The sequence below is a fragment of the Winogradskyella immobilis genome (assembly GCF_021887715.1).
In the GTDB taxonomy this organism is placed as follows: Bacteria; Bacteroidota; Bacteroidia; order Flavobacteriales; family Flavobacteriaceae; genus Winogradskyella; species Winogradskyella immobilis.
On the sequence record NZ_JAIQXX010000015.1, the window covers coordinates 41141 to 67202 of the forward strand.

Genomic DNA, 26062 nt, shown 5'->3' on the forward strand with positions numbered 1-26062 from the left:
AAAATAAATATGCAACAAATTAATATTGGTGGTGTACCAGAACATTTTAACTTAGCTTGGTATCTAGGTCTTAAAAATGGTGAATATAAAGCTGAAGGCATCAATCTACGCTGGAAAGATTATTTTGGTGGCACCGGAGCCATGTGCAAAGGTTTACGAAACGGTGATATTGATTTAGCAGTTATATTAACCGAAGGTATTGTAAAAGATATTATTGAAGGTAATCCGTCTACAATTATACAAACGTATGTCGCTTCTCCTTTAATTTGGGGCATCCATGTCGCTAATGCTTCAACATTTCAAACTATAGAAGATATAAAAGGTACCCGAGCAGCTATAAGCCGTTATGGTTCTGGCTCGCATCTTATGGCATATGTAAATGCTAAAAACAATAACTGGAATTTAAAAAAAGATCTCAATTTTGAAGTTATTAAAAATCTAGATGGTGCTGTTAAAGGCTTAACAGATAATAAAGCGGATTATTTTATGTGGGAAAAATTTACTACTAAACCTCTAGTAGATAATGGTACATTTAGGCGTATAGGCAATTGTCCTTCTCCATGGCCTTGTTTTGTTATTGCTGTACGCAATGACTTTTTAGAGACACACAAAGATGAAGTAAAAACAATTTTAGATATCGTTAATGATACTACTATAGACTTTAAAAACATTCCTAGTATAGATAAAACAATTTCTAATCGTTATGATCAAGAATTAGAAGATGTACAAGAATGGTTATCATTGACCGAGTGGTCTCAAGAACTTATTGATGAACAAACGCTTCAAAATGTTCAAGATCAATTATTTGATTTAAATATCATTTCAGAAAAATGGGATTACAGTGCTTTAGCCACTAAGTTATAGACCAATTTATCTCTTTTTCTTCCAATTGTTTTAAAATAACATTCGTTTTACTAAAGTGATTGTTTCCAAACCAATATCCTCTATTGGCACTTAAAGGTGATGGATGTCCAGAGGTTAAAACATAATGTTTTTCCGTATTTATAAGCTTTACCTTCTTTTTTGCAAAACCTCCCCAAAGTAAAAACACAACATTTTGTTTTTCACGGCTAATAAGTTGTATCACAGCATCAGTAAATTGTTCCCATCCCTTTTTTTGGTGGCTACCAGCTTGATGAGCTCTAACTGTTAGTGTTGCATTTAGTAATAAGATACCTTGATCTGCCCAAGGCTCTAAATTGCCATTCTTTGGATAAGGTATTTTTAAATCTTTTTCTATTCCTTTAAAAATATTGATGAGTGACGGTGGATGAGGAATACCATCATTAACTGAAAAACACAATCCATTAGCTTGATTTATTCCGTGGTATGGATCTTGACCAATAATAACTACTTTTGTGTCCGCAAAACTACACCTATCAAAGGCATTAAAAATGGTATTCTCCTTAGGAAAACATTGATGCGATTTATATTCTGATTTTACAAAATCGATTAGTTTTTCAAAATAAGGTTTTTTAAATTCTTCCTGAAGGCATCTTTTCCAACCGGGATGTATGTTTACGTTTATCATCAATTATTTCAACCACTTTGCAAACCAATTTTCTAATCGAGTATACATATCTACACGATTTTGAGGGTTTCTGAATCCATGAGGTTCGTTGGGATACGATTTGCTTTCAAACACTTTATTTTTATCTTTTAAGATCTTAACAGCCAGTTCGTATTGTCTGAATGGTGCACGCACATCAGCTTCTCCATGCATAATCAACAATGGTGTTTTTACTTGATCTACACGAGATAATGCATTACTCACTGCATAAATTTCTGGTTTTTCATCAGGTGAACCACTATGACCTGTTTTGGTAAATATTTTACCTATACGATCGGCATTTGTATACGCATCTCCAAAATCGTAAATCCCAGCCATAGGAACCGCAGCATCAAAGGCATCAGGTACTCTTGTTATTGCTGCCATAGAAGTAATACCTCCGTAACTATACCCATATATCCCTACTTTACCATTAGACCATGATTGTGCTCTAATAAAATCTGAAGCAGAGGCTGCATCTTTGGCTTGACCATTACCCCAATCGTTAATACTTAAATTCTGAAATGGGCGACCAAAACCAGAACCTCCACGATAGTTTACAGCGATAACCACATAACCTTGTTGCGCCATATATTGCTCGGTTAAGCTTAAACTTTTATAATAGGTGTTTGTTCCGCCACCGTGGACGTGTACTAAAGATGGATATGTTTTTGAAGGGTCAAAATTTGGTGGATAATACACAAAACCCTGTATATATAACCCATCCCAACTGCGATAACTTATTTCTTCTACTGGCTTTACGCCTTCCCATTCTGTTGCAAAATGCGACATACGCTTTGACGATCCGCCAACAGCAGACATATAATCTACATCATTACCTCGTGTAGAGGTGCTACGTACAAATGTAAAAGCAGTAGCATCTGCGTTAGCGCTATAATTACGAAATACGCCTCGCATATTGGTAACACGAGTAGCTACTCCTCCATTTGAAGGCACTCTCCATAATTCAACTTCTGAACGTTCTTGATATGGGAAGAATAACTCGCCTCCATCGCCAGACCAAGTTACAGTATGATTAAATAGTAAATCTGTGGCGTGAACTTGCATTTCCAATTTTCTATCCTTTCCTTTTACAGGGTCTATTAAATAGATATACTGTAAATCTTCATACCAATATTCTTTCTTATCATTAGCAAATAATGCAATTGTTTTTCCATCTGGTGACCATACTGGTGTAGACATTGCCATTAAATTTTTAGAGACTTGTCTTTCTTTACCAGACTCAATATCTACTACCCAAATATCGTCTTCCCAATAATTACTTTTAAAGGAATAGTAAGCAATTTGTTTGCTGTCTGGTGACCACGATGGAAAAAACCTAAAATCATCAAGTTCCATAGCATCAATTGTTACTCGTTTTGCTTCTGACGAACCATCTGATGGCACAACCCAAATATCTTGAAACCCTGAACGACCACTATAAAACGCAATATTTTTTCCATCTGGTGATACACGAGCAGAGCGCTCATCATACCTGTCATTGGTAATGCGTTTAGCTTCTGTTTCATCAACATTAATCGACCATAAATCGCCACCTCTAGAAAATACAATTTTACTACCATCTGCAAACCAAGACGGTGATCCACCAGCTGCCCAAAATCGTGGTTGTTCATCACTATCAATTTTCTTTAAAAATATACCTGATTGTGTTGCTGTACGTGCTACAATAGCAATCATACTTCCATCTGGGGATAATACAGCTTGTCTAGCACCATAATTTTTAGTGAATATATTCTCCCAAGTTAAGGGCATTTTGTTTTGTGCAGTTACTGTAGCTACAAAAATGAGCATACATGAAATTAATTTAATGAATTTTAGCATAGCGTTTTTATTGTTGATAAATTCCTGTTTTAAATTCTAACACTTGAATTTTATTTGATTTATCCGTTATTCTTTGATTTTCTTCGTTAGATTTCATTTTTATAATTGAATCAACTATTCTTAAATTATAGAAACCAATTTCAGATTTTTTATCAGTATAAATAGTCTTTTTGTGTGTTTCAAAAACCTCATTATCCAAACCGTTTGTTTCACCGGTAATTCTATAGATAGAGAAATCTTTTAAAACCGGTATCAATTCGTCATTTTTTCTATAAAATAGCGAAAGCTCAATTGATTCATAAGGATTAATTCTACTACTACCATAATAAGTATTTAAAATTCCTATGGTCTCATATCTATCAGATATTTTATAAGGTTGGTATTTGATTTCTATTTTATAAAGTTTTACAGCATCACTAACCCATAATTTCTTTTCATAAAATCTTGATACAATAGCACCTGATTTTTTATCAACAATCAAGATATATCCATTCAAAAATTGATATTCTTCTCCTTTCTCTTCTATTTCAGGTATAATAAAAACAATTTCTGATTCTGAAATAGGCTTAGTAGTAATAAGATCGACTCGACAACTATCTTTATTAATTGATAAATCAACTAACAATTTATCCAATATGTTAATTGAATTTTCTTGTGAAAATGAAATTAAACTAACAAAAGAAAATAATAAATAGGCAATTTCTTTCATTTAGTTTTTAAATTTTTCTTTTCAAAATAGGGTTTCCAAGCGCTTTCTGGTGGTGCTTTGGTAGCTAAACTAAATAATATATAACACAATACACTTACTATAAATCCTGGTAAAACAGGATAAACTAATGGATCTCCAAAAGCTTTCCATAATCCAGTAGTTACAACTCCTCCAACCATTGATGCTATTGCTCCTTGTTTAGTAGCTCGTTTCCATAAAACGCCACCAACAACTGGCGTAAAGAAACCAGCAGCCATAATTGCTGTAAATAATATGACTATAAATTGAATAAGCTCTCCTTCAGCAAAACCACTAATAATAGAGATTAAGGGTACAATACCAACAATTAAAATACCGATACGTGCCACTTGTAATCGTTTTTTTTGTGATGCTTTTTTGTTAATCATATTTTGGTAAATATCTTCAGACAACGCTGAGCCCGCAACTAATAATAAAGAATCTACAGTAGACATCATCGCTGATGTAATTGCTGCTAACATAATAGTACCTACAAATGTTGGCAATACAGCTTTAGCAATAATTGGCATTGCTAAATCTCCAGTAGGTAAATTAGGAAATAAAACCATTGCTGCTAAGGCTAGAATAAATACTAAAAGATTAATTCCTGTAACAACAACGACAGCTAATAAAATACCACGTCTTATGGTTTTCATATTTTTCATAGCATACAGGCGAATGACTTTTTCTGGTGTGGCTACAGAGCCTAAAAAAAATGCTAAACTTAATGTGATTAATAGTACTGTTGGAAAACCATCCCAACTAAACGTCAATGGTTTTATAAATTCTACTTTTTGTATTAAATCGGATAAGCCTTCAAAATGAATTAAAGCTAATGGTACCGAAACTACTGTACCAACCACCATAATAATCATCTGTAAAAAATCTGTATACACTACAGCTAACATACCACCAACTAAAGTATATATTAATAAAATGATGGTGAAAATTATCATACCTGTTAATGGTTCAATACCAAAGACAACGTTAGCTACTAATCCGCCGGCAACAATTTGTGCCTGAATGTATACTACCGTTGCAATAAGTATAATAACACCTCCGACTCCTCTTGCTGATTTACTTTGATAACGTCGTTGTAAAAATGCAGGCAAGGTTAATTCTTTAACTGCTGTAAATCGTGGCGCTAATACGGCAACCATAAACCAATAGGCTAAAGGTATGGTTATTAGAACCCAGCCAAAAGACCAACCTACGGAATAAATGACTCCTATGGTACCTATAAAAGTTCCTGCACTAGTATGTGTTGCCGCCATTGTGGCACCACCTATGCCCCAACCTAATTTACTACCTGCAATCCAATAATCTTCTTCAGATTTGGTCCATTTCATACTGAGGTAACCAATAAGGAATACCAATAAAAAATAACCTATAAAAATAATATATTGAAGATCTATCATTACCTACTTATGTTTTCGTTCTACCCAATACATCCATAAAACATATCCTATTACAATAGCTCCAAGTACAGCAAATAAGCCCCAAAAAATAAATCTATCCATAGATTAAACGTTTTCTATTCCTCCAAATTAAAATTCCTATCACAACAAAAATGAGTGCTACAAGTCCATCAATTATACTTAAGAATGTGAATCCTTTTTCTTTTGTTGATAATCGTTCTAAGCGTAACACTGATGGTAATGCTGGTATTTCTAAACGTAGTATTTTCAATTCATTCTCCATACTCTCATTTAAGTCTACATTAGGAAACAATACATTTAAATAATCATTACTATTCGTTTTTATTTCAGCTATAAAAAAATCGTTTTCAGAAGTTGCCGCAGATAAATCTGTGAAAAATAGCGGTATTTGAATATTATTATTCTTTACATCTACTTTGTAATTAAGGTTTATACTCTTTATCTGTTCTTTAGATGTAATTCTTATTTGATGTAATCCTTTATCTGGAATGATTTGAAAATCTAAATTTTTATCTTCGGAAATAACTTCTATAATCTCTATTGCTATTTTTTGAAACTTTAAAGCCTTAAGCGTAATATTATGAATAGAATCTGGCAGCTTAAAGTTTAATGTCTCAGTTACACTAATAACCTCAGTAGACATATCTACTTTAGCAGAAGCACTAGTCAATTGACTTTGAGCTATAATACTACTCGTTAGAAAAAAGAGGAAATAAAATAGAGCACTTCTCATTTATACCCAAACGTCTTTTAAAAGTCTCAATGTGTTTTTCCCCATTATTTTCGCAATTTGTTCATCGGTATAATCGTGCTTAACTAGCCAACGTACAATATTATAAGAACCTTCTGTTGGGTTTTCTAAACCATCAACAAACTCTACAGGTTCGTATTCCATACCTGGTTTTCCAATACTCTTAGATGCCTTTAAAGATAATGCTGCTGTATAAGCTCTATGCAAACCTACGTGGTCGCCATACAATGTGTCTGGACCTAATGTAACATGATCGATACCGACTAGGTCTTTTACATACTCAAAATGTTCCATTACAGCATCTAAATTATGTATCCTATTGTTTGGTGTTAATGTAGTATGTGGTGCTGCTTCAATACCTATCACTCCACCTTTATCCGCACAGGCTTTAAAAACATCATCTGGCGCCATACGATTAGTATTCCAAAGTGCTTTTGCTCCAATATGACTTACTATAATTGGTTTTTTACTATGTGCAATCGTATCTAAAGCGGTTTGATCTCCACAATGAGACACATCAATCAATAAGCCTACTTTATTCATTCGTTCAACAGCACGTTTACCAAATTGAGTTAATCCGCCATCTCTAATTTCTTTTAAACCAGAACCTAATGCGTTAGATTCGCTATATGTGATTCCTATAGACCGTAAACCAAAGCCATATAATAAATCTAAACGATCGAGCTCGTTCTCAATCATCATAGAGCCTTCCATAACAGCTACCCAAGCTACTTTTCCTTCTTTATGTGCTCTATAAATATCATCTACTGTTTTACAGTGAATTACAAAATCTTGATGCGCAATATCACAAAGTCGCATACCTAAATCGTGAGTGACTTCGCTCCACTTCCAACCACCTTTAGAATGAATTTGACACACGCCATTCATTAAGTTATCGAATACACAATCCCAATGACCTGCTGCCAAGCCTTCAAACCCTGTAAACATTCTGCCTTCTTTTATATACGCTGGTGTCTGCATAATATCTTTAGGAAAAGTACCTAAATGTTCATGAACGCTAATAATTATCTCTTCTTTTAAAATTTTAGCAACTCGTTGTTCTTGCGCTTCATTTAAAGGCACTTTAGTAGAAGACACTCTGTTTACTTGTTTTGCTTGTTCAAAATGTTTGTAATCGATATCTTTTTCTAGGTACTGAAATGACTTATACCCCTTGTAATTTTTATTAGAACCCATTGTGTTAGTTTAGAAATTCAGCTTCTAAATTAGCAAATTATGTAATACAAAAAATGCATTTTAAGTTAAAGTCTAATTAGTTTAAATTTGCGTGAATTAAAATTGATTTAAAATAAAATATATAACGATATCATTAATTTGCTTTAGCCACTTTTGGGTAGCAAAAAATAGCTTGCTATTACCTTGATAGATTTAACAGTAGATTCTCGCCTGTGCGAGAATAGTTATGATAAATATTCATAAAAAAACATTACAAGATTTAGAATTCTCTACAGTTTTAGAACAAGTTAGTGCGTATTGCATTACTAATCTTGGTAAAACTGCAACCTTATCTATTTTACCTTATTCTGAAATTGAAACCCTTAAAATTGAACTTCAATATACTAACGAGTATTTATCATCTTTTGATAATGAAAACCGTATTCCTAATCATGGGTTTGATGCCATTACAAAAGAACTTCAACTCTTAAACATTGAGAATACGTATATAGAAGTTAGTGGGCTTCAAAAAATTGTAAGTTTATCTTTAACTGTAAATGCATTACTAAAATTTTTAGAGAAGTTTAAAATTTACTACAACAATCTTAATGAATTGGCTCAACCTATAGAACTTAACACTTCTATTATCGCTGAAGTAGATAAAGTTGTCGATCGATTTGGCGACATAAAAGATAATGCATCTCCCCAATTATTAGAACTGCGTAAATCTATAAACAATTTAAAAGGAAAGATTAATAGCAGTTTTAGTTCTGCTTTAAACCGATATCATGCTTTAGAGTATTTAGATGATATTAGAGAGTCTGTTGTTGAAAATAAGCGTGTATTAGCTGTAAAATCTATGTATCGCCGTAAAGTTAAAGGTGCTATTATGGGGAGCAGTAAAACAGGCAGTATTGTTTATATAGAACCCGAAACGACATTACAGCATTCAAGAGAATTAAATAATTTAGAATACGAGGAAAAGGAAGAAGTCATTAAAATTTTAAAAGAACTGACAGATTATATACGTTTGTTTATTCCTTTACTTCTGCAATATCAAGAGTTTTTAACTAAGCTTGATGTTATTTCGGCAAAAGCAAAATACGCAAATAGCATGCATGCTATTTTGCCTGAGATTTCTTCAGATCGTAAAATGGAATTACGAGATGCCTATCACCCACTTCTCTATTTAAACAATCTTGAAAGCGGAGAAACGACATTTCCGCAAACCATTCGTTTAGGAGAAAACAATAGAATTATTGTTATTTCTGGACCTAATGCAGGCGGAAAAAGTATTACATTAAAAACAGTAGGTTTACTTCAAATTATGATTCAGAGTGGTTTGCTAATTCCTGTTCATGAGCGTAGTACGGTTTGTGTCTTCAATCGTATATTAAGTGATATTGGTGACAATCAATCTATAGAAAATCATTTAAGCACTTATAGTTACCGATTAAAACAGATGAATTACTTCTTAAAGAAGTGTAATAAACAGACTTTGTTTTTAATTGACGAATTTGGTACTGGTAGTGATCCTGAACTTGGTGGTGCATTAGCAGAAACCTTTTTAGAAGTGTTTTATGAACGAGAAGCCTTTGGTATTATTACTACGCATTATTCTAACTTAAAGTTATTAGCCAATGAGCTTCCGCATATGCAAAATGCAAATATGCTATTTAACGAACGCAGTTTAGAGCCTATGTACAAGCTTGTTTTAGGGCAAGCTGGTAGCTCATTTACTTTTGAAGTTGCACAGAAAAATGGTATTCCGTATCGGCTGATTAACAAATCGAAAAAGAAGATTGAGCGTGGTAAAGTACGGTTTGATGCCACAATTGCTAAACTTCAAAAAGAACGTAGCAAATTAGAACGTACCGAACGTTCTTTAAAAGAAAATGAAAAGAAAAAACTTACTGAAGCAGAACGCTTAGAAGATATTAATTCTAAAGTGCAAAAAAAATTAGAAAACTATCAAGAGTTGTATGATAGTAATCAGCGTTTAATTTATTTAGGGCAAAAAGTTAATGATCTGGCTGAAAAGTTTCAGAACAATAACAAAAAGCGAGAGTTAATGGCTGAGTTATTTCGTTTGGTACAAATAGAAAACTCTAAACGTAAAAAAGTATCTTTAAAACAACGTAAATCAGAAAAAGCCAAAGAACGCCAAGTTAAACAGGAAGCTGAGAAAAAAGTCGATGTTATTCGAAAAAAGAAAAAAGCAGCGAAACAAAAAGCTAAACCTGTAGAGAAACCTAAACCAGTTTTAAAAGTTGGAGATCGTGTACGCATGCATGATGGCAGAGCTGTTGGCAGTATAGATTCTATAGAAAAAGGAAAGGCTATTGTAAATTATGGCATTTTTACGACTAATGTCAATGTAGATTTACTAGAATTGGTTGATGCTAAAAAATAAGAATGTACTGCCTGTTAGTGTTTTCAATAGCCAGCTATTAACACTATTTCCATTTGTATGGCGTAAGTTTTATTTAGCATCTTCATACTATTATGTTTGTTATTATTTTTAAAATCATTAATTCCATCGTTGCATGCCAGAACACAGCTTCTAATACATTAGCCGCTTCCTATGAGGTGATGATTTGAATCTCTTTAGGATATTAGAAGACTTAAATTGATAATTAATAGTATATAAAAAGCGACAGTCAAGACTAAGACTATCGCTTTTAGAAAATTGTTAACAATAATTATTTAGTTACAATTCGCTTCAACATCTTGAACTTCGGTAAGTGTATCTACTATATTATCTAAAAACATATTACCTCGTATATTAATTTCAACAAAATCTGATCCAATACTAGTAATTACCCCAGAGAAATTAGTAACTCTAAGTTGGGTAGCTATTTCCTGACCAGATAGAGACCCACTGCCATTATTATTTTGTTCTCCTTTAAGTCTTAAGCGTTTCACATAAGGAATTCTTACATTCGAATACGTTTGATACGCATCATAAATTAAAGATGCACTTCCTGCAGGAACAGTAACCGTTCTATTAGAGAAAAACGTGTTTGTTTCACTATTAGATTGCTCAAGACCAACAGTACTAGTAGAACTTGCTTCCACAGAAACTTCTAACCCCGCCGAGACTTCTCCTGTAACAGAACCGCCGTTACCAAAAAAACTAGCTTCCGCAGTAGCACTGACTGAAACATCAACACTAGTAGTAACACGACCACTTAATCCTATAGTTTCAGATTGAGATGTTGTATAGGTTGTTGTTACTTCTCGCTGTATCCCTACTTCTTGTTCTAAAGACCCCGAACCACAGTTTCGTAAGGTACTATTAAATCCAAAAGATGTATCGACAGATGGAAAGATAGGCTCTAAGTGTTCTGTGTCTAATACTTGTGTTTCCCATTCTACATCTAAAGCAATGATTCTAAAATATTCAATGGGACCTGTACCATTAGTTCTCCAGTTTGATCCAGCGCGTCTCATTGGGTTATCGTCCATATCACTTATAGTGAATAAACCATTAGCTGCTCTTTTTATTTTGAATTTATATATTGGATTTAAACTTCTATCACTAATTCCAGTAGGATAAGATATGAAGCCAGACTGTCTAAAGGTTTTATCAAATAAATCTGTAGCTAAATAACGGTTTGTAATAGCAGACCAAATAGTAAAGGTGTTTTCTTCATCAGGAAATTTATAAATAAAGTATTGTTCACTAGTAGTTCCTGGATTAAATGAAGATTGCTTTATGTTTAAAAGTGTATTTGCTGTTGAACCGCTCCCAGGTTTATTTACTATGGCACTACCATAAGATCCATCAGAATTTACAATTTGTAAATAATGACGCATTCCTTCTTTAAAATTAAGATCTTCTGTTACAAAATCTAAGGGCGTAGCATTTATATCTACTTGGTTTCCATTTTCTTCAAACGATACTACTGTAAACGATTCGGTACTAATAACTGAGTTTGTATCATCGAGAATTTCAATATTTAAATCTACACCATTTCGTAATTCTTCTTCTGCAGCTTCTGTTAAATCTTCTACAGCTATTGATAACTGAGCTATATTTGTATACTCATTAATATCAATTTGTTGATCGTAATCCCCTTGAGAAGCAGAGGTTGTTACATTTACTTTTGTAGGATTGTATCCTTTTTTCTTTAAATCTCTAGCATTTATTAGAACACCTAAATCTCCCAAATAATTATCGAGATCTTCAGCTGAGATTCCATTTATTTGTTGTATTTCTCCATCACCAGGTCCTGGATCACTATCGTCATTGCTACATCTTAAAAAAGGTATTAATAAAATGCACATTATAACATACTGTGAAGTTTTAATTGTAGTTTTCATAATAATAAAATTTTGTGGTTTTAATTTTTGTAGCGATCTTATATTGGTAAGTCTGCAGCCTTATCCAAAATAAGACACCACAAAATTGTTTTTGCCTTTATTAGACATGCCAAAATTAGCTATGAATACGCTTGAAATCTAATTTTTTATATGGACAAAGTATGGACAGAATCTTCAATAGCCTTATGGACACCCCATAATTTCAATAATAACAAATTAATTTAAGTGGCTGATTAATAGATTTTTAAATTGCGTTTTCAATCTAAAATCTTAAAGATTCTATAGACATAGCATGGACAAAGCCATTTGTATAGTTGCATAAGTCTCGAAATACTACTAATTAATTAATTATATTAGCATAAACCTAATAATCATACATTGCTATGAAAAAAACAGTTTTCTTTTTTTTTATTTTAGTACTCATTGCTAATATAAATTCTGCTCAAAACACCAAACTTATTGATAGTTTAAAACATGAACTTTCTAAGAGAAAACTAAATGACTCCATAAAAATTTTTATACTAACTAAGCTTCATGAAGAACTTATGTTTTCTAAACCTGAAGAAGCAAGACAATATGCCCTACAAGAGTTAGATATTTCTAAAAAAATAGATTACAAAGAAGGACTCGCTAGAGGAAACTTCCATCTTGGTAATTATTATAGTAATAGAAGTGAAAATGATTCTGCTCTATACTATTATAATATAGCTAAAAATTATTATCTAGAAACAAAAAGTACTAGAGGTTTAATATTTGTAAACCACTCTTTATCTACAATAGAACATATTAATGGTAATTTCGATAAAGCTATTTCAACAACCAAGGAAAATATAAAACTCATTAATATTAGTGAAAACGAAGTAAACTACAAGAAAAGATTTATTGGTGCTCAATATGTTTTATTATCAAATATTTATATAGAAAAAGGTAATTATAATATAGCTTTAAAACATTCGTTGGAAGCTATTTCCTTATTTAGTGAGATAAATGATTTACCCCGTAAAGCAGATGCTTTAAAACAAATTGGGGATATAGAATATGTTTTAGGAAATTACGAATCTTCTATTAACTACTATAATAAATCTATAAAAATTTATCAAGATTTTGATGATAAAATATATTTAGCATCAGCGCATAATTCCATAGGTCTGTCATACCAAAAGTTAAATCAATATGAAAATGCTTTAGAGAGTCAAAAAAATGCTATTTCCCTAGCTAAAGAAGTTAATGACAAATCTTCAATATCTTCTGCATTATACAATTTAGGAGAACTATATATAGAAAAAAAAGCATTTTCAAAGGCTAAAGAAGTATTAATAGAGTCTAAAACAATTTCTGAAGCAGAAAACCTTAAAATTAATATTGTAAATGCTCATGAAAGTTTAGCTAAAGTTTATTATCATGAAAATAGTCCTAATCAGGCTTTAAACTTATTAGATAAAGCTATTACAATAGCAAAAGCAATTGAAGCTATTCCACACTTAAAAAGGCTATATAAATACCGTTCAAAAGTTTTAGAAAATCAAAATAAAAACAAAGAAGCTATCTTTTATTTAAAAGCATCACAAAAGCTTGAAGACAGCCTCTTTTCCATAAAAAAATCTCAACAAATAGAAGAGCTAAAAACCATTTATGAAACTGAAAAAAAAGAAGCTGAGATTGCATTACAAGAAGAAGAAATAAAAACTTTAAATACTCAAGCAAAAAACGATAAGCTTACAAAAACACTATATGGAATAGGCATGTTTTCCTTTATCACCATTGCTGGTCTTCTGTATTTTGGCTTTAAACAACGTATTAAAAAGAATAAAATAAAAAACGAAAAGCAAGAGGCCATATACAAACAAGAAATTGCCTTTAAAAAGAAGGAACTTGCATCTCAAACCCTACACTTAGTCCAAAAAAACACCTTCATACAGGAACTTAAGGAAAATCTAGAAAGAATTAAGAAGTCCCCAGAACTATTTAAGGTAGAGTTCAGGCGATTGGTTTTACTACTTAAAAAACAAAGTGCTGAAGATAAGGATTGGGAAGTTTTTAAATCGTATTTCTCACAAGTGCATAATGACTTTGATCAAAAAATAAAATCGATAACTACTGATATTTCAGAAAAAGAAATACGATTGGCATCTTTTCTTCGAATGAATTTATCGACCAAAGAAATAGCTTCAATGCTTAATGTATTGCCAGATAGTGTTCTTAAATCAAAGTACCGCTTAAAACAAAAGTTACAACTAACTAAAGCGCAGGATTTAACTCAATTTTTAAATTCATTATAAAGCTTTAAGCTTACCTTTGCTATTATGATTGATAAAATACCCAAAGGCAAGCAAGTAATATTATTTGATGGGGTTTGCAACCTTTGTAATAGTAGTGTGCTTTTTGTTATTAAACGCGATAAAAAAAATCGTTTTTTATTTGCACCGTTACAATCTGAAATTGGTAAATCCATTATTAAAGCATATAATATAGATACAAAAGCTGTAGATTCTATTTTGCTTTACTCAAAGGCTAATGGAATTAAAATAAAATCTTCAGCAGCATTACATATTGCTAAACATTTAGGATTTCCTCAGAATTTATTGGCTATCTTCTTTATAATTCCTACTCCAATTCGTAATTGGGTTTATAATTATATTGCTAAAAACCGTTACAAATGGTATGGTAAAAAAGATGCTTGTATGATTCCCACTCCAGAATTGAAAGCTAAGTTTTTGGATTAATGTTAAATAATACGTTTTACTCACTAAAACATATATTTTACTCGTTACTATATAGCATTCACTCATTATCGTTTTTATAAGTATACTACTTGTAGTATCTTGGGTATTAAGTTTATGTTGATGGTTTTAAACTTGAGTTCTAAACCTCAAAGCAAGATTATGTTAGTTTGAGCCTGGCTTCTGTTAGTTAGGAACGACTCAAATTCTTATAAAGTGCAATAGTCTATCACTTTATAAGTGTCAGTGATAATGATAGACAGAGAAATTTGGCTTTGAGGTTTTTACTCGATTATCAAAATTCAAATACCTGATGAGCTAAATGAGAAGTGCTCTATTTCAAACTCTTTAAAATAAATTCGAGATTAGTATCTTTATTATCATTACTCATGTACGAATCTGTATAATGCATAGGTGGAATTGCCAAGCCTAAATCTTGTAATTTTTCAATAGCAGGCAGATATTCCATTGTTACTTTACCTGTTAATAGAGCACCTAAATCTTTACCTTTATTTGCATGTTGGTATACATTTCGTAATCCTGATAAATATAAATGGTCTTTTGTAAAACCGCCACCTCGATGAATACGTAAAGTAATACCAAAAGCCTTATCTCTGTCGAGCTTATATTGATTATGCAATAAATCGAACGTGTCAGAGAAACAATGTCCTTTGCTTAAACTGTCTGCAGCAATAACTCTAAAAGCTAATTCGTGTAGGCGTTGCATGGTTAATGATCCACTCATAAACTCAGAATACACAGCCAAGCCTTCTTGTGTTTCAACATTATTAGGCAAACCATTTGAAAATATTTTTAAAGGTTGAGACAAACCATTAAATGTAGTTACCAGATGCACTCCTATTTCGTGATTAGCTAAAACAACCAATTGATTTTTACTAAATGTATGATTCTTTTTTAATACCAAGGTTTGTGTATTATTAAGCACCATAGCAGCCGCAGCAATATTTTTACTAATCTTAATATTGTAATTAAAATTGTAACGTTTAGAAAAATCCTCGAAATACGCTTTGGCTTCATCTACTGAATACAATGGCACTAAATCTTCATTAAACTCAGAATCTTCAAATCGTAAGATAAATTTAGCATTTTCAATATCTTTTTCTGTTGGAGTTCCAAAACTCTTTAAACTGTTATAATAAAACTTTCTACCTTGACCTATGGTTTGTATACATTCTATAAGCCCAGAATATTCATAAATAACATCTTCGTATAGTTGACGTATATCGTCGTCTTCAATACGTTCTAAACGTTGCGAAAAAAATAAACGATGCAATTTATAACCATTAAATTTTAGCTTAGGGTATTTAAACTGTGGTTCGTAATTACATTTTGAAGAAAAAAATTGTTTCTTTTCAGCTGCACTATTTAATGGGTTGATGTAGTTGAGTAATTCTATATTATATACCAATCGGTTTAAGTTAGCATCAATATCAAATAACCCTTTATATTCTTTTGTTGTTTTTATTGTAGACATTAGCTATTAAATGTTTTATAAAATGTGTCTGCGTGTTGCGGTAAAAGTATTTGTAATTGCGATTCTACTGCTGCTACAACTTCTGGATAAATAACGTATTCGTATTCTTCGCAATACACTTTAGCGATCTCTGTCGCTAAAACCAGAGTATCATTAAAATTATTAGTGATATATTTTAGAAAATAGCCATTGCCTTTAAATGTATTGTTAATCCTAGCCGTAGGTTTTATATTGTGAGGAAGCTGTATCGATGCTAAAGCCGTTCGCCAAGTTTCGACAATTTTACCAAAACGTTGGTTGTCTATATTTGAAGTTCCTAAATTCCAAGTCGGCACTTCCCTATCCCAACGCTGCCAATTGTAACTATGCATATCGTAAACGATGCATGTATTAAACTTTTCTTCTAACTTAGAAATTAATGCATAAACTACTTTGTAAAAATTAGAATGTTTTTGAAGACTCATTGTTTTCTCAGAATCTGATAATCGATTTTTCCACAATTCTTTACCCCAAGCGGTTTCAAAAACTGCATTTTCAGGATCTCTGTTAAGATCGTATTCAAAACGCGAATCACAACCTGCTATAACAATAGGATGTAAATTAATCATATTTTTAGTTTCCGGATCTTCTTCATACCAACGTTCGTATTCGGTATGCAAACAATTATCCCAAAGCGATTTTCTAAATTGATGGCCATCATGTATTGCAGCACACGCATAAGGCACATATCTGTCTATCTTTAAAGTAAAACTATAATCGTCAGTAACCGCATGAAATGTTTCTTCAGCTTTTATTTTTGAAATTATCTGAGCTATAGATAAACGTTCCATTATTTAAATAATTTTTTTAGACATAAAAACACATTCTGTTCAGCAATATTATAATCACCATCAGAAAAAAACAAAGTTTTAATATCAATAAATAACAAGTCTATATCCTCTTTAGAATAGTTGTGAACTTCTAAAGCTGTCATTATTTTTTGAATGCTTTGGTAATCATTATCTAAATCAAATTCATCATGAATATCTTGAAAAGTTTGCATATCTACTTTAGATATAATGACATTACGCTCATGATTATCTTCTTTAAAATCAGAGTGTGCAGCATATAACAATATATAGGCTACAAGCTCGTCTTTAGTCCAATCTGTTTGTTTCATAATTATGTGGTTAAACTGCCGTATTCTGTCCAAGAACCATCGTAAACTACTAGATTTTTATAGCCACATAATGTAGCTCCTAATGCAAGATTACACGCTGTAATTCCAGAACCACAACTAAAGACTAAAGTTTCATCTTTTTGTGCTATCGCGCTAAATATGTATTGTAATGATTCTGTAGATTTAAATTTATTATCTATTAATAAATCTTTATATGGTACATTTATAGATTTCGGAATTGTACCACTACGCAAACCTTTACGAGGTTCAGAAACTTCTCCTGTAAAACGTTTATGAGGACGTGCGTCTAATATAACAGCTTCATTCGATTTTAAATATGTATTTAAACCCTTAAAATCAGTCATCGTTTTTAACGGCATATTAGCCTCAAAATTTCCTAATTTATAAGACTCCGTTGAAAATACATCTACAGTATTTTTCTGGTTTTGCCATTCGGGTAAACCACCATCTAAAACTGCAACATTGTTAAATCCAAACGTTTTAAATAACCACCAAGCTCTAGCGCTAGAATAGATACCATGTGCGTCATAAACAATAATAGCGCTATCATTATTAATACCTAGTTGCTGTATTTCTTTCTGAAATTGATTTTGAGACGGTAATGTATTAGGAAAAGTAGCTGATGTATCACTAAACTTGTTTTTGATATCAAAAAAACGAGCTTTTGGAATTTTAAATCGGTCTTTATTTTCTGAAATAATAGAACCAGCTTTTGGCAATGTAGCGTCTAAAATAATAAGATTAGGTGCTTCTATATGTGTTTGAAGCCAAGTTACAGAGACTAGCGGTTTTTCTATTTTAAGCATAGCATATGTGTCTTATTATGCATCTTGAACCGTTTTTCGTAATCTGGTTCTACGGTCAAAGGCTTGCAATTGATCTATAACTTTACTCTCTAGAAAATCGATTACCTTTTCTTCAACTTTATACTTGTTTTTATAGACTTTATTAATATAAGTAATTCCACCTGGAGACATGACATTGACTTCCACTAATTTTCCGCCAATAACATCAATACCTACAAAATAAAGACCATCTTTAACTAGCTTTGGTCCTATTTGTTTACATAATGCTTTTTCTGCTTTTGTTAAATTATGTTTCTGTACAGAACCACCTGCAGAAACATTAGAACGATGATCATCTGTTCCTGGTACACGTTTCATGGCACCAACAGGTTCTCCGTTTAATAATAAAATACGTACATCTCCTTGGTCAGCACCTTCTATATAATCTTGAAGAATGACATAATTAGATTCTCCATCTCCAGTAGAAATATAAAAATCTAATAATGAGTTGATATTACTCATTGCAGATTTTTCAATAAGTATAACACCAGAGCCACCAAAACCATTCAAAGGTTTTAGAATCATTTTATCTGCTTTAGACTCTTTTATTTGCTGAACTAAATATTTTTTGTTTTTAGACACATGTGTATTTGGTATGATATTGCTATGTGCATCACCAAAAGCAGCTGTATATAACTTATTGTTAGCTTCTCGCATACCTTCTAAAGAATTAACAATAAAAACATCATCCTTTACCGAATCTAAGAAATTAAGCATTATAGGATCTAAAGGTGGATTGGCTCTAAAAAAGATGGCGTCAAAACCTGCTAGAGGTAACATTTCTTCTCTTAGCTTTGTTTTATTATAAAATGCTTTTAATGTTGATGGTACTTTTTCCATCCTTCCAATTACAGCACAAAATGCATTAGTCACACTATCTCGTATAGTCAAGTTAGCTGGAGTACACATTGCTACTCCATGACCACGTTTTACACATTCTTTTATTAATGCTAAGCTAGTATCGTTATCTGGATCAATCTCTTCCCAAGGATACATTATAAAACAAACATTCATATGCTCAAGGTTTGGTTGGTGTTATACGATACTAAATGTAATAACTTTTAACGAGTATCTAAAACTTATTTTACAGCATCATAATTATCGTCCCATTCTTTAGGTTGTGGATCGTGTAGTTTACCTAATGACTTAGCTACGACCATAGATACAGTAGCATCTCCAGTAACATTAACTGTAGTTCTGCACATATCTAAAGGACGATCGACTGCAAATATTAAAGCAAGACCTATTGGCAATAACTCTGCTGGAAAACCAACAGCTTCTAATACAATAACAAGCATTACCATACCTGCACTTGGCACAGCAGCGCTACCAATTGAAGCTAATAAAGCTGTAGCTACAATCAATAATTGGTTAGTAAATGTTAAGCCTTCTGGCCAAACCACTTGCATAATAAATACTGCCGCGATAGCTTGGTAGAGACTTGTACCATCCATATTTATGGTAGCCCCTATAGGTAATACAAATCCAGAAACTTCTTTGTCTACACCTATATGTTCTTCAACACGTTCCATAGTTACAGGTAACGTAGCTGCGCTACTACTAGTAGAAAACGCTAATAGTTGTGCTGGGCTTATTTGTTTTAAAAACCAAAATGGAGACTTTTTGGTATATACACTTACTATAATCAAATACACGACAATCATTAATAGTAAACCAGCTACCACACATACTGCATAAAGGAGTAATTTTAATAATATTTCTGTATCATCAAATGCAATAATAACATTAGCTAATAAAGCAAATACTGCATAAGGCGCAAACATCATGATAAGGTCTACCATTTTCATAACGACCTCATTTAAAGAATCAAAGAACTTAATGAGTGGTTCGGCCTTTTTCTGAGGAATAAGTAATAAACATATCCCTACAAATAGCGCAAAGAATATTACCTGAAGCATACTAGCATCACCTAACGCTTTAAAAATATTGCTCGGAAAAATATCTACCAATGCTTGTAATGGACCAGCTTCGGTTTGCATTTCTGCTTTCATTAATTTGTCTTTTACACCATCTGAATTAGCATACTGCATCTTAATCTTTTCAATAGTATCTTCAGACATTCCTGTACCAGGTTTTACTACATTGACAATACTTAAGCCTATAATAATTGCTACAACTGTAGTACCGATATATATACCAATAGTACGTAAGCCCATAGTTTTAATCTTTGAAATATGTCCTAATTCTGAAACTCCTTTTATTAAAGAGGCTAAGATTAATGGTACAGCAATTAGCTTTAGAAGATTTATAAAAATAGTTCCGAAAGGACTAATCCAATCCGTCACAAAGTCTTTTCCTCCTACTGAATTCATTATAAAACCAAAAATGATTCCAAGAGCCATTCCTATTAATATTTTCCAATGTAATGCGAGTTTTTTCATATTATGCTGAACTTGTTTCAGTATCTATATATTCTATAGATAATTATTAAATTTAATTTTTCTACCAATCACGAGATTCTTGCCTACGCAAGAGTAAATAATCTGCCATCACTAATGCTGCCATAGCTTCAACAATAGGCACGGCTCTAGGAACAACACAAGGATCGTGCCTCCCTTTTCCTTGCATTTCTACTGTTTTACCTGAGTTATTAATTGTACTTTGTTTTTGTAATACGGTTGCTACAGGTTTAAAAGCTACTCTAAAGTAAATGTCCATGCCATTACTAATACCACCTTGTACTCCACCTGAAAGATTTGTCTTAGTAGAACCGTCGGTATTAAATAAATCGTTATGATCACTACCTTTCATCTTTGCTCCACAAAAACCGCTTCCATACTCAAAACCTTTAACAGCATTAATAGAAAGCATAGCTTTGCCAAGTTCTGCATGTAATTTATCAAAAACGGGTTCACCTAATCCTGCTGGTACATTTTGTATAACACATGTAATGGTACCACCAATGGTATCACCTTCTTTTTTTATAGCTTGAACTTTAGCTATCATCTCTTCTGCTTTTGTTTCATCGGGGCAACGAATGGCATTAGATTCTATTTTATTAAAATCTAATTCTTGATAGGGTTTGTCTATAAAAATATCACCGACAGAAGAAGTAAATGCATTAATTTTTAGACCTTTTAAGAGCTGTTTTGCTATAGCTCCTGCTACAACTCGGCATGCTGTTTCGCGAGCAGAACTTCTTCCTCCACCTCTATAATCTCGTACTCCGTACTTTTTATCATAAGTGTAATCTGCATGACTAGGTCGATACACGTCTTTAATGTGTGAGTAATCTTTAGATTTTTGATTGGTATTATGAATTACAAACCCAATTGGTGTTCCTGTTGTTTCTCCTTCAAAAATACCAGAGTAAAATTCTACTGCATCTGCTTCCTTACGTTGTGTAACAATTTTTGATTGTCCAGGCTTACGGCGTTCCATCTCGTTTTGTATGGCTTCAAAATTAAGTTTTAATCCAGCCGGACAGCCATCAATTATACCACCAATAGCTTTGCCATGAGATTCTCCAAATGTTGTAAGCTTAAATAATTTTCCGAAGGAATTTCCTGCCATGCAATGCTATTTTTATGCTAATGTAATTTTAATCTTAGAGAAACAAAAACAGAAATCTGATTTTATGAATTTGTATAGATAAATTACAACTAAAAATGCATGATGTTTTCTGATATTGGTATATAAATAAGTTAAAACCTTTATTAATAAATGTAACATCATCAGAGGCTTCTTTACTACTATAATTAATGTTGACTAACCAAATTCTGATAATGATATATAATAATTGTTAATTTTTATTGTTTTAATATCTGTTAATTCGTTATGCTAATTATCAGAAATACTTAATTTTACAGCAAAAATCAAATCAATATGAAAACCAATGCCCTTTATTTTATTTTAAGTCTATTTATAATTGTTTCCTGCTCAAGCAGTGATGATGATGGAAACACACCAAATGAGCCGATTATAGGAAATTATTATCCTTCTGTAGCAAACAATACATGGATTTACAATGTAGAAAACTTAAGTATAGATGACGCCACTTTAAATTCTACTGGTGTAGATTTAGTAGAAATAAATACTAGTGGCAACCCTTTTACTATTGAAGTTAATAGTGGTAACTCTTCTGCTAATGGGTTAATGAATGCTATATTAAATTCTGGAACACTAAATCGTAGTGGTAGCACATTAGGAATTAATGGTACTATTAATTTACCAGAACAATTAGAGATTATTTCTAACTCTAGTTTAAATCTTTCTAATTTTGTTTTATATGATCTTAATGCTAATATAAATCAACAATTATCAGAAATTAACGATGTACTTACCGATGAAATAAATATAAATGGTTCTATTATTCCAATCAATGCTATATACTCTATTACAAGTACTAGACGTAATAATTTAAATTCCTTAGATGTAGATGGTGAAACTTTTAATGATATTATCTCAACTGAAATTAATGTAAACATAACGATTACAGCAACTATAGATATTGCTGGTTCTTCTACTACTGTTACAGTTGTTAATGCTCAAGATGTATTGAATATTACTAGTTTCTTTGCTGAAGATATTGGGTTGATACAATCTGAAGCTACACAATCTTATACTTTAGACCCAGCATTTTTAAATTTATTACAAGTTGTAAATATTACTTTAGATTTCCCTACAAGTTTAAGCGTTGATAATACACAAGAATTAGATAGTTTTCAAGTGAACTAATCTGATTAAATCTTAGATATTTAAAAGCATCAGTATTCATTCTGATGCTTTTTTATTTAAGTCCTTGCTTTAAAACGGTTATAGGGTGCAATGCATCTTTGTGTGTACCATCTTTAATTTGGTGTCTACAACTCGTGCCATTAGCAGAAATAATAGTACCTATTGAAGCTTTACGTACTGCTGGGAATAACGTTTGCTCTCCGATCTTTAAACACATCATTATTTAATAAATAAACTTACCTACTATTTATTTAATCATTTAGGCATAATTACAGATGGTCTATAAGGCATACTCTCTAGAATTTACATCTTATTTCTTAACAAAAAACAAGTGTTAACAACACCTCTAAAACGCTAATTAATCCGACAAAATGCATATATACGTTTCTTATCGAAAATTTATGCAAGTTGAAAGATTTATTTTAGTTATCTACACGATATGACTTCATTTGTACTGCTATTAACCTATTTATTAACATTATGATCCCAAATCGATTCACTAGAAACCAACTTCCCTCTAATAGGATTTCTATTAATTGTATTTTTAATATTACAAATTACTATAATTATTTACACTTATAGTAAATAATTAATTGCCAAATATTTAAAACAAAAAAATAATAAAATTTATTTATAATTATAAAATTATGAAACATCTAATGACCTTTTTATTTGCCCTTACATTATTAGGGAACGACAATTCAAATTTAACAGTAATGACAGATAGTACTGCTATTGCAAACTGTGATGCAGAAATCATAGTCTCTAATAACATGGCATCTAAAACTATGCCCTATAATGAAATGGTTTTTGATATGGAAATAAAAAATATTTCTAGTAGCACACAAACCTACACTCTATATACAGATTTTTTAGATGAAGACTGTTCTAATAAATATATTCCACGTGAAACTGGTGATTCTAACACAAAATTAGGAGTTACCATTTTAAACGTACCTAATAATACCATTGAACTTAATTCTGGCAAGTCTCAAATCTTTAAGGTAAAATTAACGCTACTTGATGAAACTAAACAAAAATCATGGACATGTATTGAAGTAAATGCTAAAACCAGTGCTTGCAATACTGTTTCTAGACCACAAGTTTTAAGTGTTTATGTTCCTAACCCGAATGAAGATTAGTCAAAAAAATAAACGAAATTTTATGAAACATCCATTACAATTTCAGAAAAAAAGCAATAAATATCGTTTAACTCAAATTTTATTGGGGTTAACATTTTTATTGTCTTTTGGGTTTTCTAATGCTCAAAATCCACCAGATACAGAAGTTGTTATTACTAAAACAGCAACTCCTGCAGATTTATGTAATCAGTTTAATGTTACTTTAAGTATAGAGGGTAATCCACCTGTTGCGCCGCAAGAAGTCATTTTAGTAATTGACAGATCTGGTAGTATGGACAATATTCCACCTGGTGGTGGTGATCCACCTATTGAATTTGCCAGAGTAGCTGCTATAGAATTTGTTAATGAATTTTTTGATGCTAATAATGACCCTAATGATGAGAATCGATTAGGTCTTGTCTCTTATGCTGGTAGTGCAACTAGAGATTTTCCTTTATCTGGTAGCGCTAGTCAACAAGCCATAATAAATCAAATTAATATTATTTCAGGAATGACTGATGGTTTTACTGATACAGATGATGCATTGGATATGTCAAGAGCAGAATTTGTTGAAAATGGAACTTTTGATTGTAGAACTTCTCGTAGTGTTATACTATTAACAGATGGAGTGCCTCAAAATAACGACTGTAATGTTGGTTCAATTAATAATCCAGGAACTTGTATTACAAGAGCAATAGATGCTGCTGAAGACTTAGAAATCATACAAGATGATGGTGAAGACTTTAATCAAAATATTTTTAGCATTGGATTAGTAGGTGCTTTAAATGGCCCTGTAACAGATTTAGCGGAATTTATTTTAAATGAAATTTCTAACACAGGACCTGCATTTATAACTGACAATAATGCTATTCTAGATGATATATATGCTCAAATCTTAGGACAATTAGTTTCTGTAGCTCGTCAATTACCTGGCGAGGCACTTGTTACCGATACAATCCCTGTAGGTTTTAATCTTGTTCCTAATACTTTTATTCCTTCTCGAGGAACTGTTACTAGTAGTATAGTTAATGGAGATATTGTTAACGAATGGAGTATAGAAGCTATATTTGCAGAAACAGTGACTCTTACTTATACTATAGTCGCTGATGACACTAATGCTGCTTGTGGAATAACCAACGGCGGTTTAAGTGTTATGAGGTTTGAAAATTCATTTTGCGAAGAACAAACAAAAACCTTTGCTAATCCAGATATATGTATTCCTTGCCCAGAAATTGATCCTATAATAAGCAGAGTTGATTGTTCTAATGAAATTGAATTTGATTCTGGAATCTCTTTTATAGGTACTGATAGTTGTGGTCCTACAACTGATGGTTTTGCTTGGGAGTTCTTTGTAAATGATGTTTCTGTTGGTACGGCTAATACTTCTTCTGGAACATTTACTCTTCCTGACGCAAGTAATGTTGATAGAACACTTAGAGCTGAGTTAAGTTATACAGGTGCATTTGGTAATAATGGAGCATGTACTTTAGAGCCTGTTAACGCTAATGTTATCATTAATATACCTATCGATCCAACTATTGAGATCGATATCGAAACAGCAACATGCCCAGATTTAATTGATGCTTCTATAACTGTCACGGTTAGTAATGGAACACCTCCTTTTACATATGTTTGGACATTAGATGGTAATCCATTTAATCCTCAAAATATAGTAAACACAGCTAATTCTCAAACAATAAATAATATTGGAGTAGGGAATTATGAAGTCGTTGTAACAGATAATTCAAGCTGTTCTGTTGCTGCTGCTCAAGCTGTAGTAACATCTAATGATGCTGAAAATCCAGAAATTACAGTACCAGCTACTATAACTATTGAAGGCTGTGATGAAAATGATATTACTGCTGATAATAGTGTTTTTCCATTATCATTAACGCAATCTGGTGATGTACAATCTACTTTTGCATCTAATAGTGATTATAATGCTAGTGATGATGTAGAAATAGCAAGTATAACATATATTGATACTGTAACTTCAACTAGTGCTACAATAACAACTGTAGAAAGAGTTTTTACAGTAACAGATGCTTGTGGTAATTTTGCAACAACAACTCAAACTATTAATATAAGTGATACTACTGATCCTACAATAACTTGTCCTGCTGATATTACTGATGTAACTTCTACTGGTGGTACTGGTGATTGTGAGGCTACTGTTAATCTTGGTGATCCTAC

22 protein-coding genes are annotated in these 26062 nt (G+C 32.0%); 7 read left to right on the plus strand and 15 right to left on the minus strand.

Features of this window, described 5'->3' with window-relative positions; genetic code table 11:
- Positions 1-9: 9 nt before the first annotated feature.
- Entirely contained in the window at positions 10-864 is an 855-nt protein-coding gene (locus K8Z87_RS10885; protein ID WP_227477592.1) for a substrate-binding domain-containing protein, read from the plus strand.
- Here the strand turns inward: K8Z87_RS10885 and K8Z87_RS10890 are convergent.
- The 6 genes from K8Z87_RS10890 to K8Z87_RS10915 all read right to left on the minus strand — a co-directional run bounded on the left by K8Z87_RS10890 (position 854) and on the right by K8Z87_RS10915 (position 7505).
- A complete protein-coding gene (locus K8Z87_RS10890) occupies positions 854-1528 on the minus strand; it encodes a uracil-DNA glycosylase (RefSeq protein WP_227477612.1) in 675 nt (224 codons plus the stop codon). The genes K8Z87_RS10885 and K8Z87_RS10890 overlap by 11 nt on opposite strands.
- Positions 1529-1534: 6 nt before the next feature.
- Entirely contained in the window at positions 1535-3391 is a 1857-nt protein-coding gene (locus tag K8Z87_RS10895) for a S9 family peptidase (RefSeq protein WP_227477593.1), read from the minus strand.
- A gap of 7 nt (positions 3392-3398) precedes the next feature.
- A complete protein-coding gene (locus tag K8Z87_RS10900) occupies positions 3399-4100 on the minus strand; it encodes a PA3715 family protein (RefSeq protein ID WP_227477594.1) in 702 nt (233 codons plus the stop codon).
- Positions 4097-5536 (minus strand): sodium:solute symporter family protein, encoded by a 1440-nt coding sequence (locus K8Z87_RS10905; RefSeq protein WP_227477595.1) that lies wholly within the window; start codon positions 5534-5536, stop codon positions 4097-4099. The genes K8Z87_RS10900 and K8Z87_RS10905 overlap by 4 nt, the downstream gene beginning before the upstream one ends.
- A gap of 94 nt (positions 5537-5630) precedes the next feature.
- A complete protein-coding gene (locus K8Z87_RS10910; protein WP_227477596.1) occupies positions 5631-6290 on the minus strand; it encodes a hypothetical protein in 660 nt (219 codons plus the stop codon).
- Positions 6291-7505, minus strand: a complete 1215-nt coding sequence (locus K8Z87_RS10915) for a dipeptidase (RefSeq protein ID WP_227477597.1) — start codon at positions 7503-7505, stop codon at positions 6291-6293.
- A gap of 226 nt (positions 7506-7731) precedes the next feature.
- On the opposite strand from K8Z87_RS10915, the gene K8Z87_RS10920 reads away from it, so the two are divergent.
- Entirely contained in the window at positions 7732-9897 is a 2166-nt protein-coding gene (locus tag K8Z87_RS10920) for an endonuclease MutS2 (RefSeq protein WP_227477598.1), read from the plus strand.
- 293 nt (positions 9898-10190) lie between these two features.
- On the opposite strand, the gene K8Z87_RS10925 is transcribed toward K8Z87_RS10920, so the two are convergent.
- On the minus strand, positions 10191-11810 hold the full coding sequence (locus tag K8Z87_RS10925; protein WP_227477599.1) for a hypothetical protein: 1620 nt from the start codon (positions 11808-11810) through the stop codon (positions 10191-10193).
- Between the two features lie 383 nt (positions 11811-12193).
- Between K8Z87_RS10925 and K8Z87_RS10930 the strand changes: the two genes are divergently transcribed.
- Together K8Z87_RS10930 and K8Z87_RS10935 are read left to right on the plus strand one after the other, a co-directional pair.
- Complete coding sequence (locus K8Z87_RS10930; RefSeq protein WP_227477600.1) at positions 12194-14089, plus strand: tetratricopeptide repeat protein; 1896 nt, start codon at positions 12194-12196, stop codon at positions 14087-14089.
- Between the two features lie 24 nt (positions 14090-14113).
- Positions 14114-14533 (plus strand): thiol-disulfide oxidoreductase DCC family protein, encoded by a 420-nt coding sequence (locus K8Z87_RS10935; RefSeq protein WP_227477601.1) that lies wholly within the window; start codon positions 14114-14116, stop codon positions 14531-14533.
- A gap of 331 nt (positions 14534-14864) precedes the next feature.
- On the opposite strand, the gene K8Z87_RS10940 is transcribed toward K8Z87_RS10935, so the two are convergent.
- The 7 genes from K8Z87_RS10940 to aroC form a co-directional block, all read right to left on the minus strand.
- Positions 14865-16025, minus strand: a complete 1161-nt coding sequence (locus tag K8Z87_RS10940; protein WP_227477602.1) for a flavohemoglobin expression-modulating QEGLA motif protein — start codon at positions 16023-16025, stop codon at positions 14865-14867.
- Positions 16025-16855 (minus strand): N-formylglutamate amidohydrolase, encoded by an 831-nt coding sequence (locus K8Z87_RS10945; protein ID WP_227477603.1) that lies wholly within the window; start codon positions 16853-16855, stop codon positions 16025-16027. The genes K8Z87_RS10940 and K8Z87_RS10945 overlap by 1 nt, the downstream gene beginning before the upstream one ends.
- A complete protein-coding gene (locus tag K8Z87_RS10950; RefSeq protein WP_227477604.1) occupies positions 16855-17184 on the minus strand; it encodes a hypothetical protein in 330 nt (109 codons plus the stop codon). Before K8Z87_RS10950 ends, K8Z87_RS10945 begins: the two co-directional genes overlap by 1 nt.
- 2 nt (positions 17185-17186) lie before the next feature.
- Positions 17187-18011 carry a sulfurtransferase gene (locus K8Z87_RS10955; protein WP_227477605.1) on the minus strand — a complete coding sequence of 275 codons (825 nt, stop codon included), beginning with the start codon at positions 18009-18011 and terminating at the stop codon, positions 17187-17189.
- A gap of 15 nt (positions 18012-18026) precedes the next feature.
- Positions 18027-19064 (minus strand): glutathione synthase, encoded by a 1038-nt coding sequence (gene gshB / locus K8Z87_RS10960; protein WP_227477606.1) that lies wholly within the window; start codon positions 19062-19064, stop codon positions 18027-18029.
- Between the two features lie 65 nt (positions 19065-19129).
- Positions 19130-20452, minus strand: coding sequence for a dicarboxylate/amino acid:cation symporter (locus K8Z87_RS10965; protein ID WP_227477607.1), 1323 nt, complete (start codon positions 20450-20452; stop codon positions 19130-19132).
- A gap of 61 nt (positions 20453-20513) precedes the next feature.
- A complete protein-coding gene (gene aroC / locus K8Z87_RS10970; RefSeq protein ID WP_227477608.1) occupies positions 20514-21584 on the minus strand; it encodes a chorismate synthase in 1071 nt (356 codons plus the stop codon).
- Between the two features lie 312 nt (positions 21585-21896).
- Between aroC and K8Z87_RS10975 the strand changes: the two genes are divergently transcribed.
- Positions 21897-22748 carry a hypothetical protein gene (locus tag K8Z87_RS10975; RefSeq protein ID WP_227477609.1) on the plus strand — a complete coding sequence of 284 codons (852 nt, stop codon included), beginning with the start codon at positions 21897-21899 and terminating at the stop codon, positions 22746-22748.
- 52 nt (positions 22749-22800) lie between these two features.
- Here the strand turns inward: K8Z87_RS10975 and K8Z87_RS10980 are convergent, their stop codons facing one another.
- A complete protein-coding gene (locus tag K8Z87_RS10980) occupies positions 22801-22968 on the minus strand; it encodes a hypothetical protein (protein ID WP_227477613.1) in 168 nt (55 codons plus the stop codon).
- A gap of 427 nt (positions 22969-23395) precedes the next feature.
- On the opposite strand from K8Z87_RS10980, the gene K8Z87_RS10985 reads away from it, so the two are divergent.
- Together K8Z87_RS10985 and K8Z87_RS10990 are read left to right on the plus strand one after the other, a co-directional pair.
- A complete protein-coding gene (locus tag K8Z87_RS10985; protein WP_227477610.1) occupies positions 23396-23890 on the plus strand; it encodes a hypothetical protein in 495 nt (164 codons plus the stop codon).
- A gap of 22 nt (positions 23891-23912) precedes the next feature.
- A partial coding sequence (locus K8Z87_RS10990; RefSeq protein WP_227477611.1) for a VWA domain-containing protein occupies positions 23913-26062 on the plus strand: 2150 nt, incomplete at its 3' end.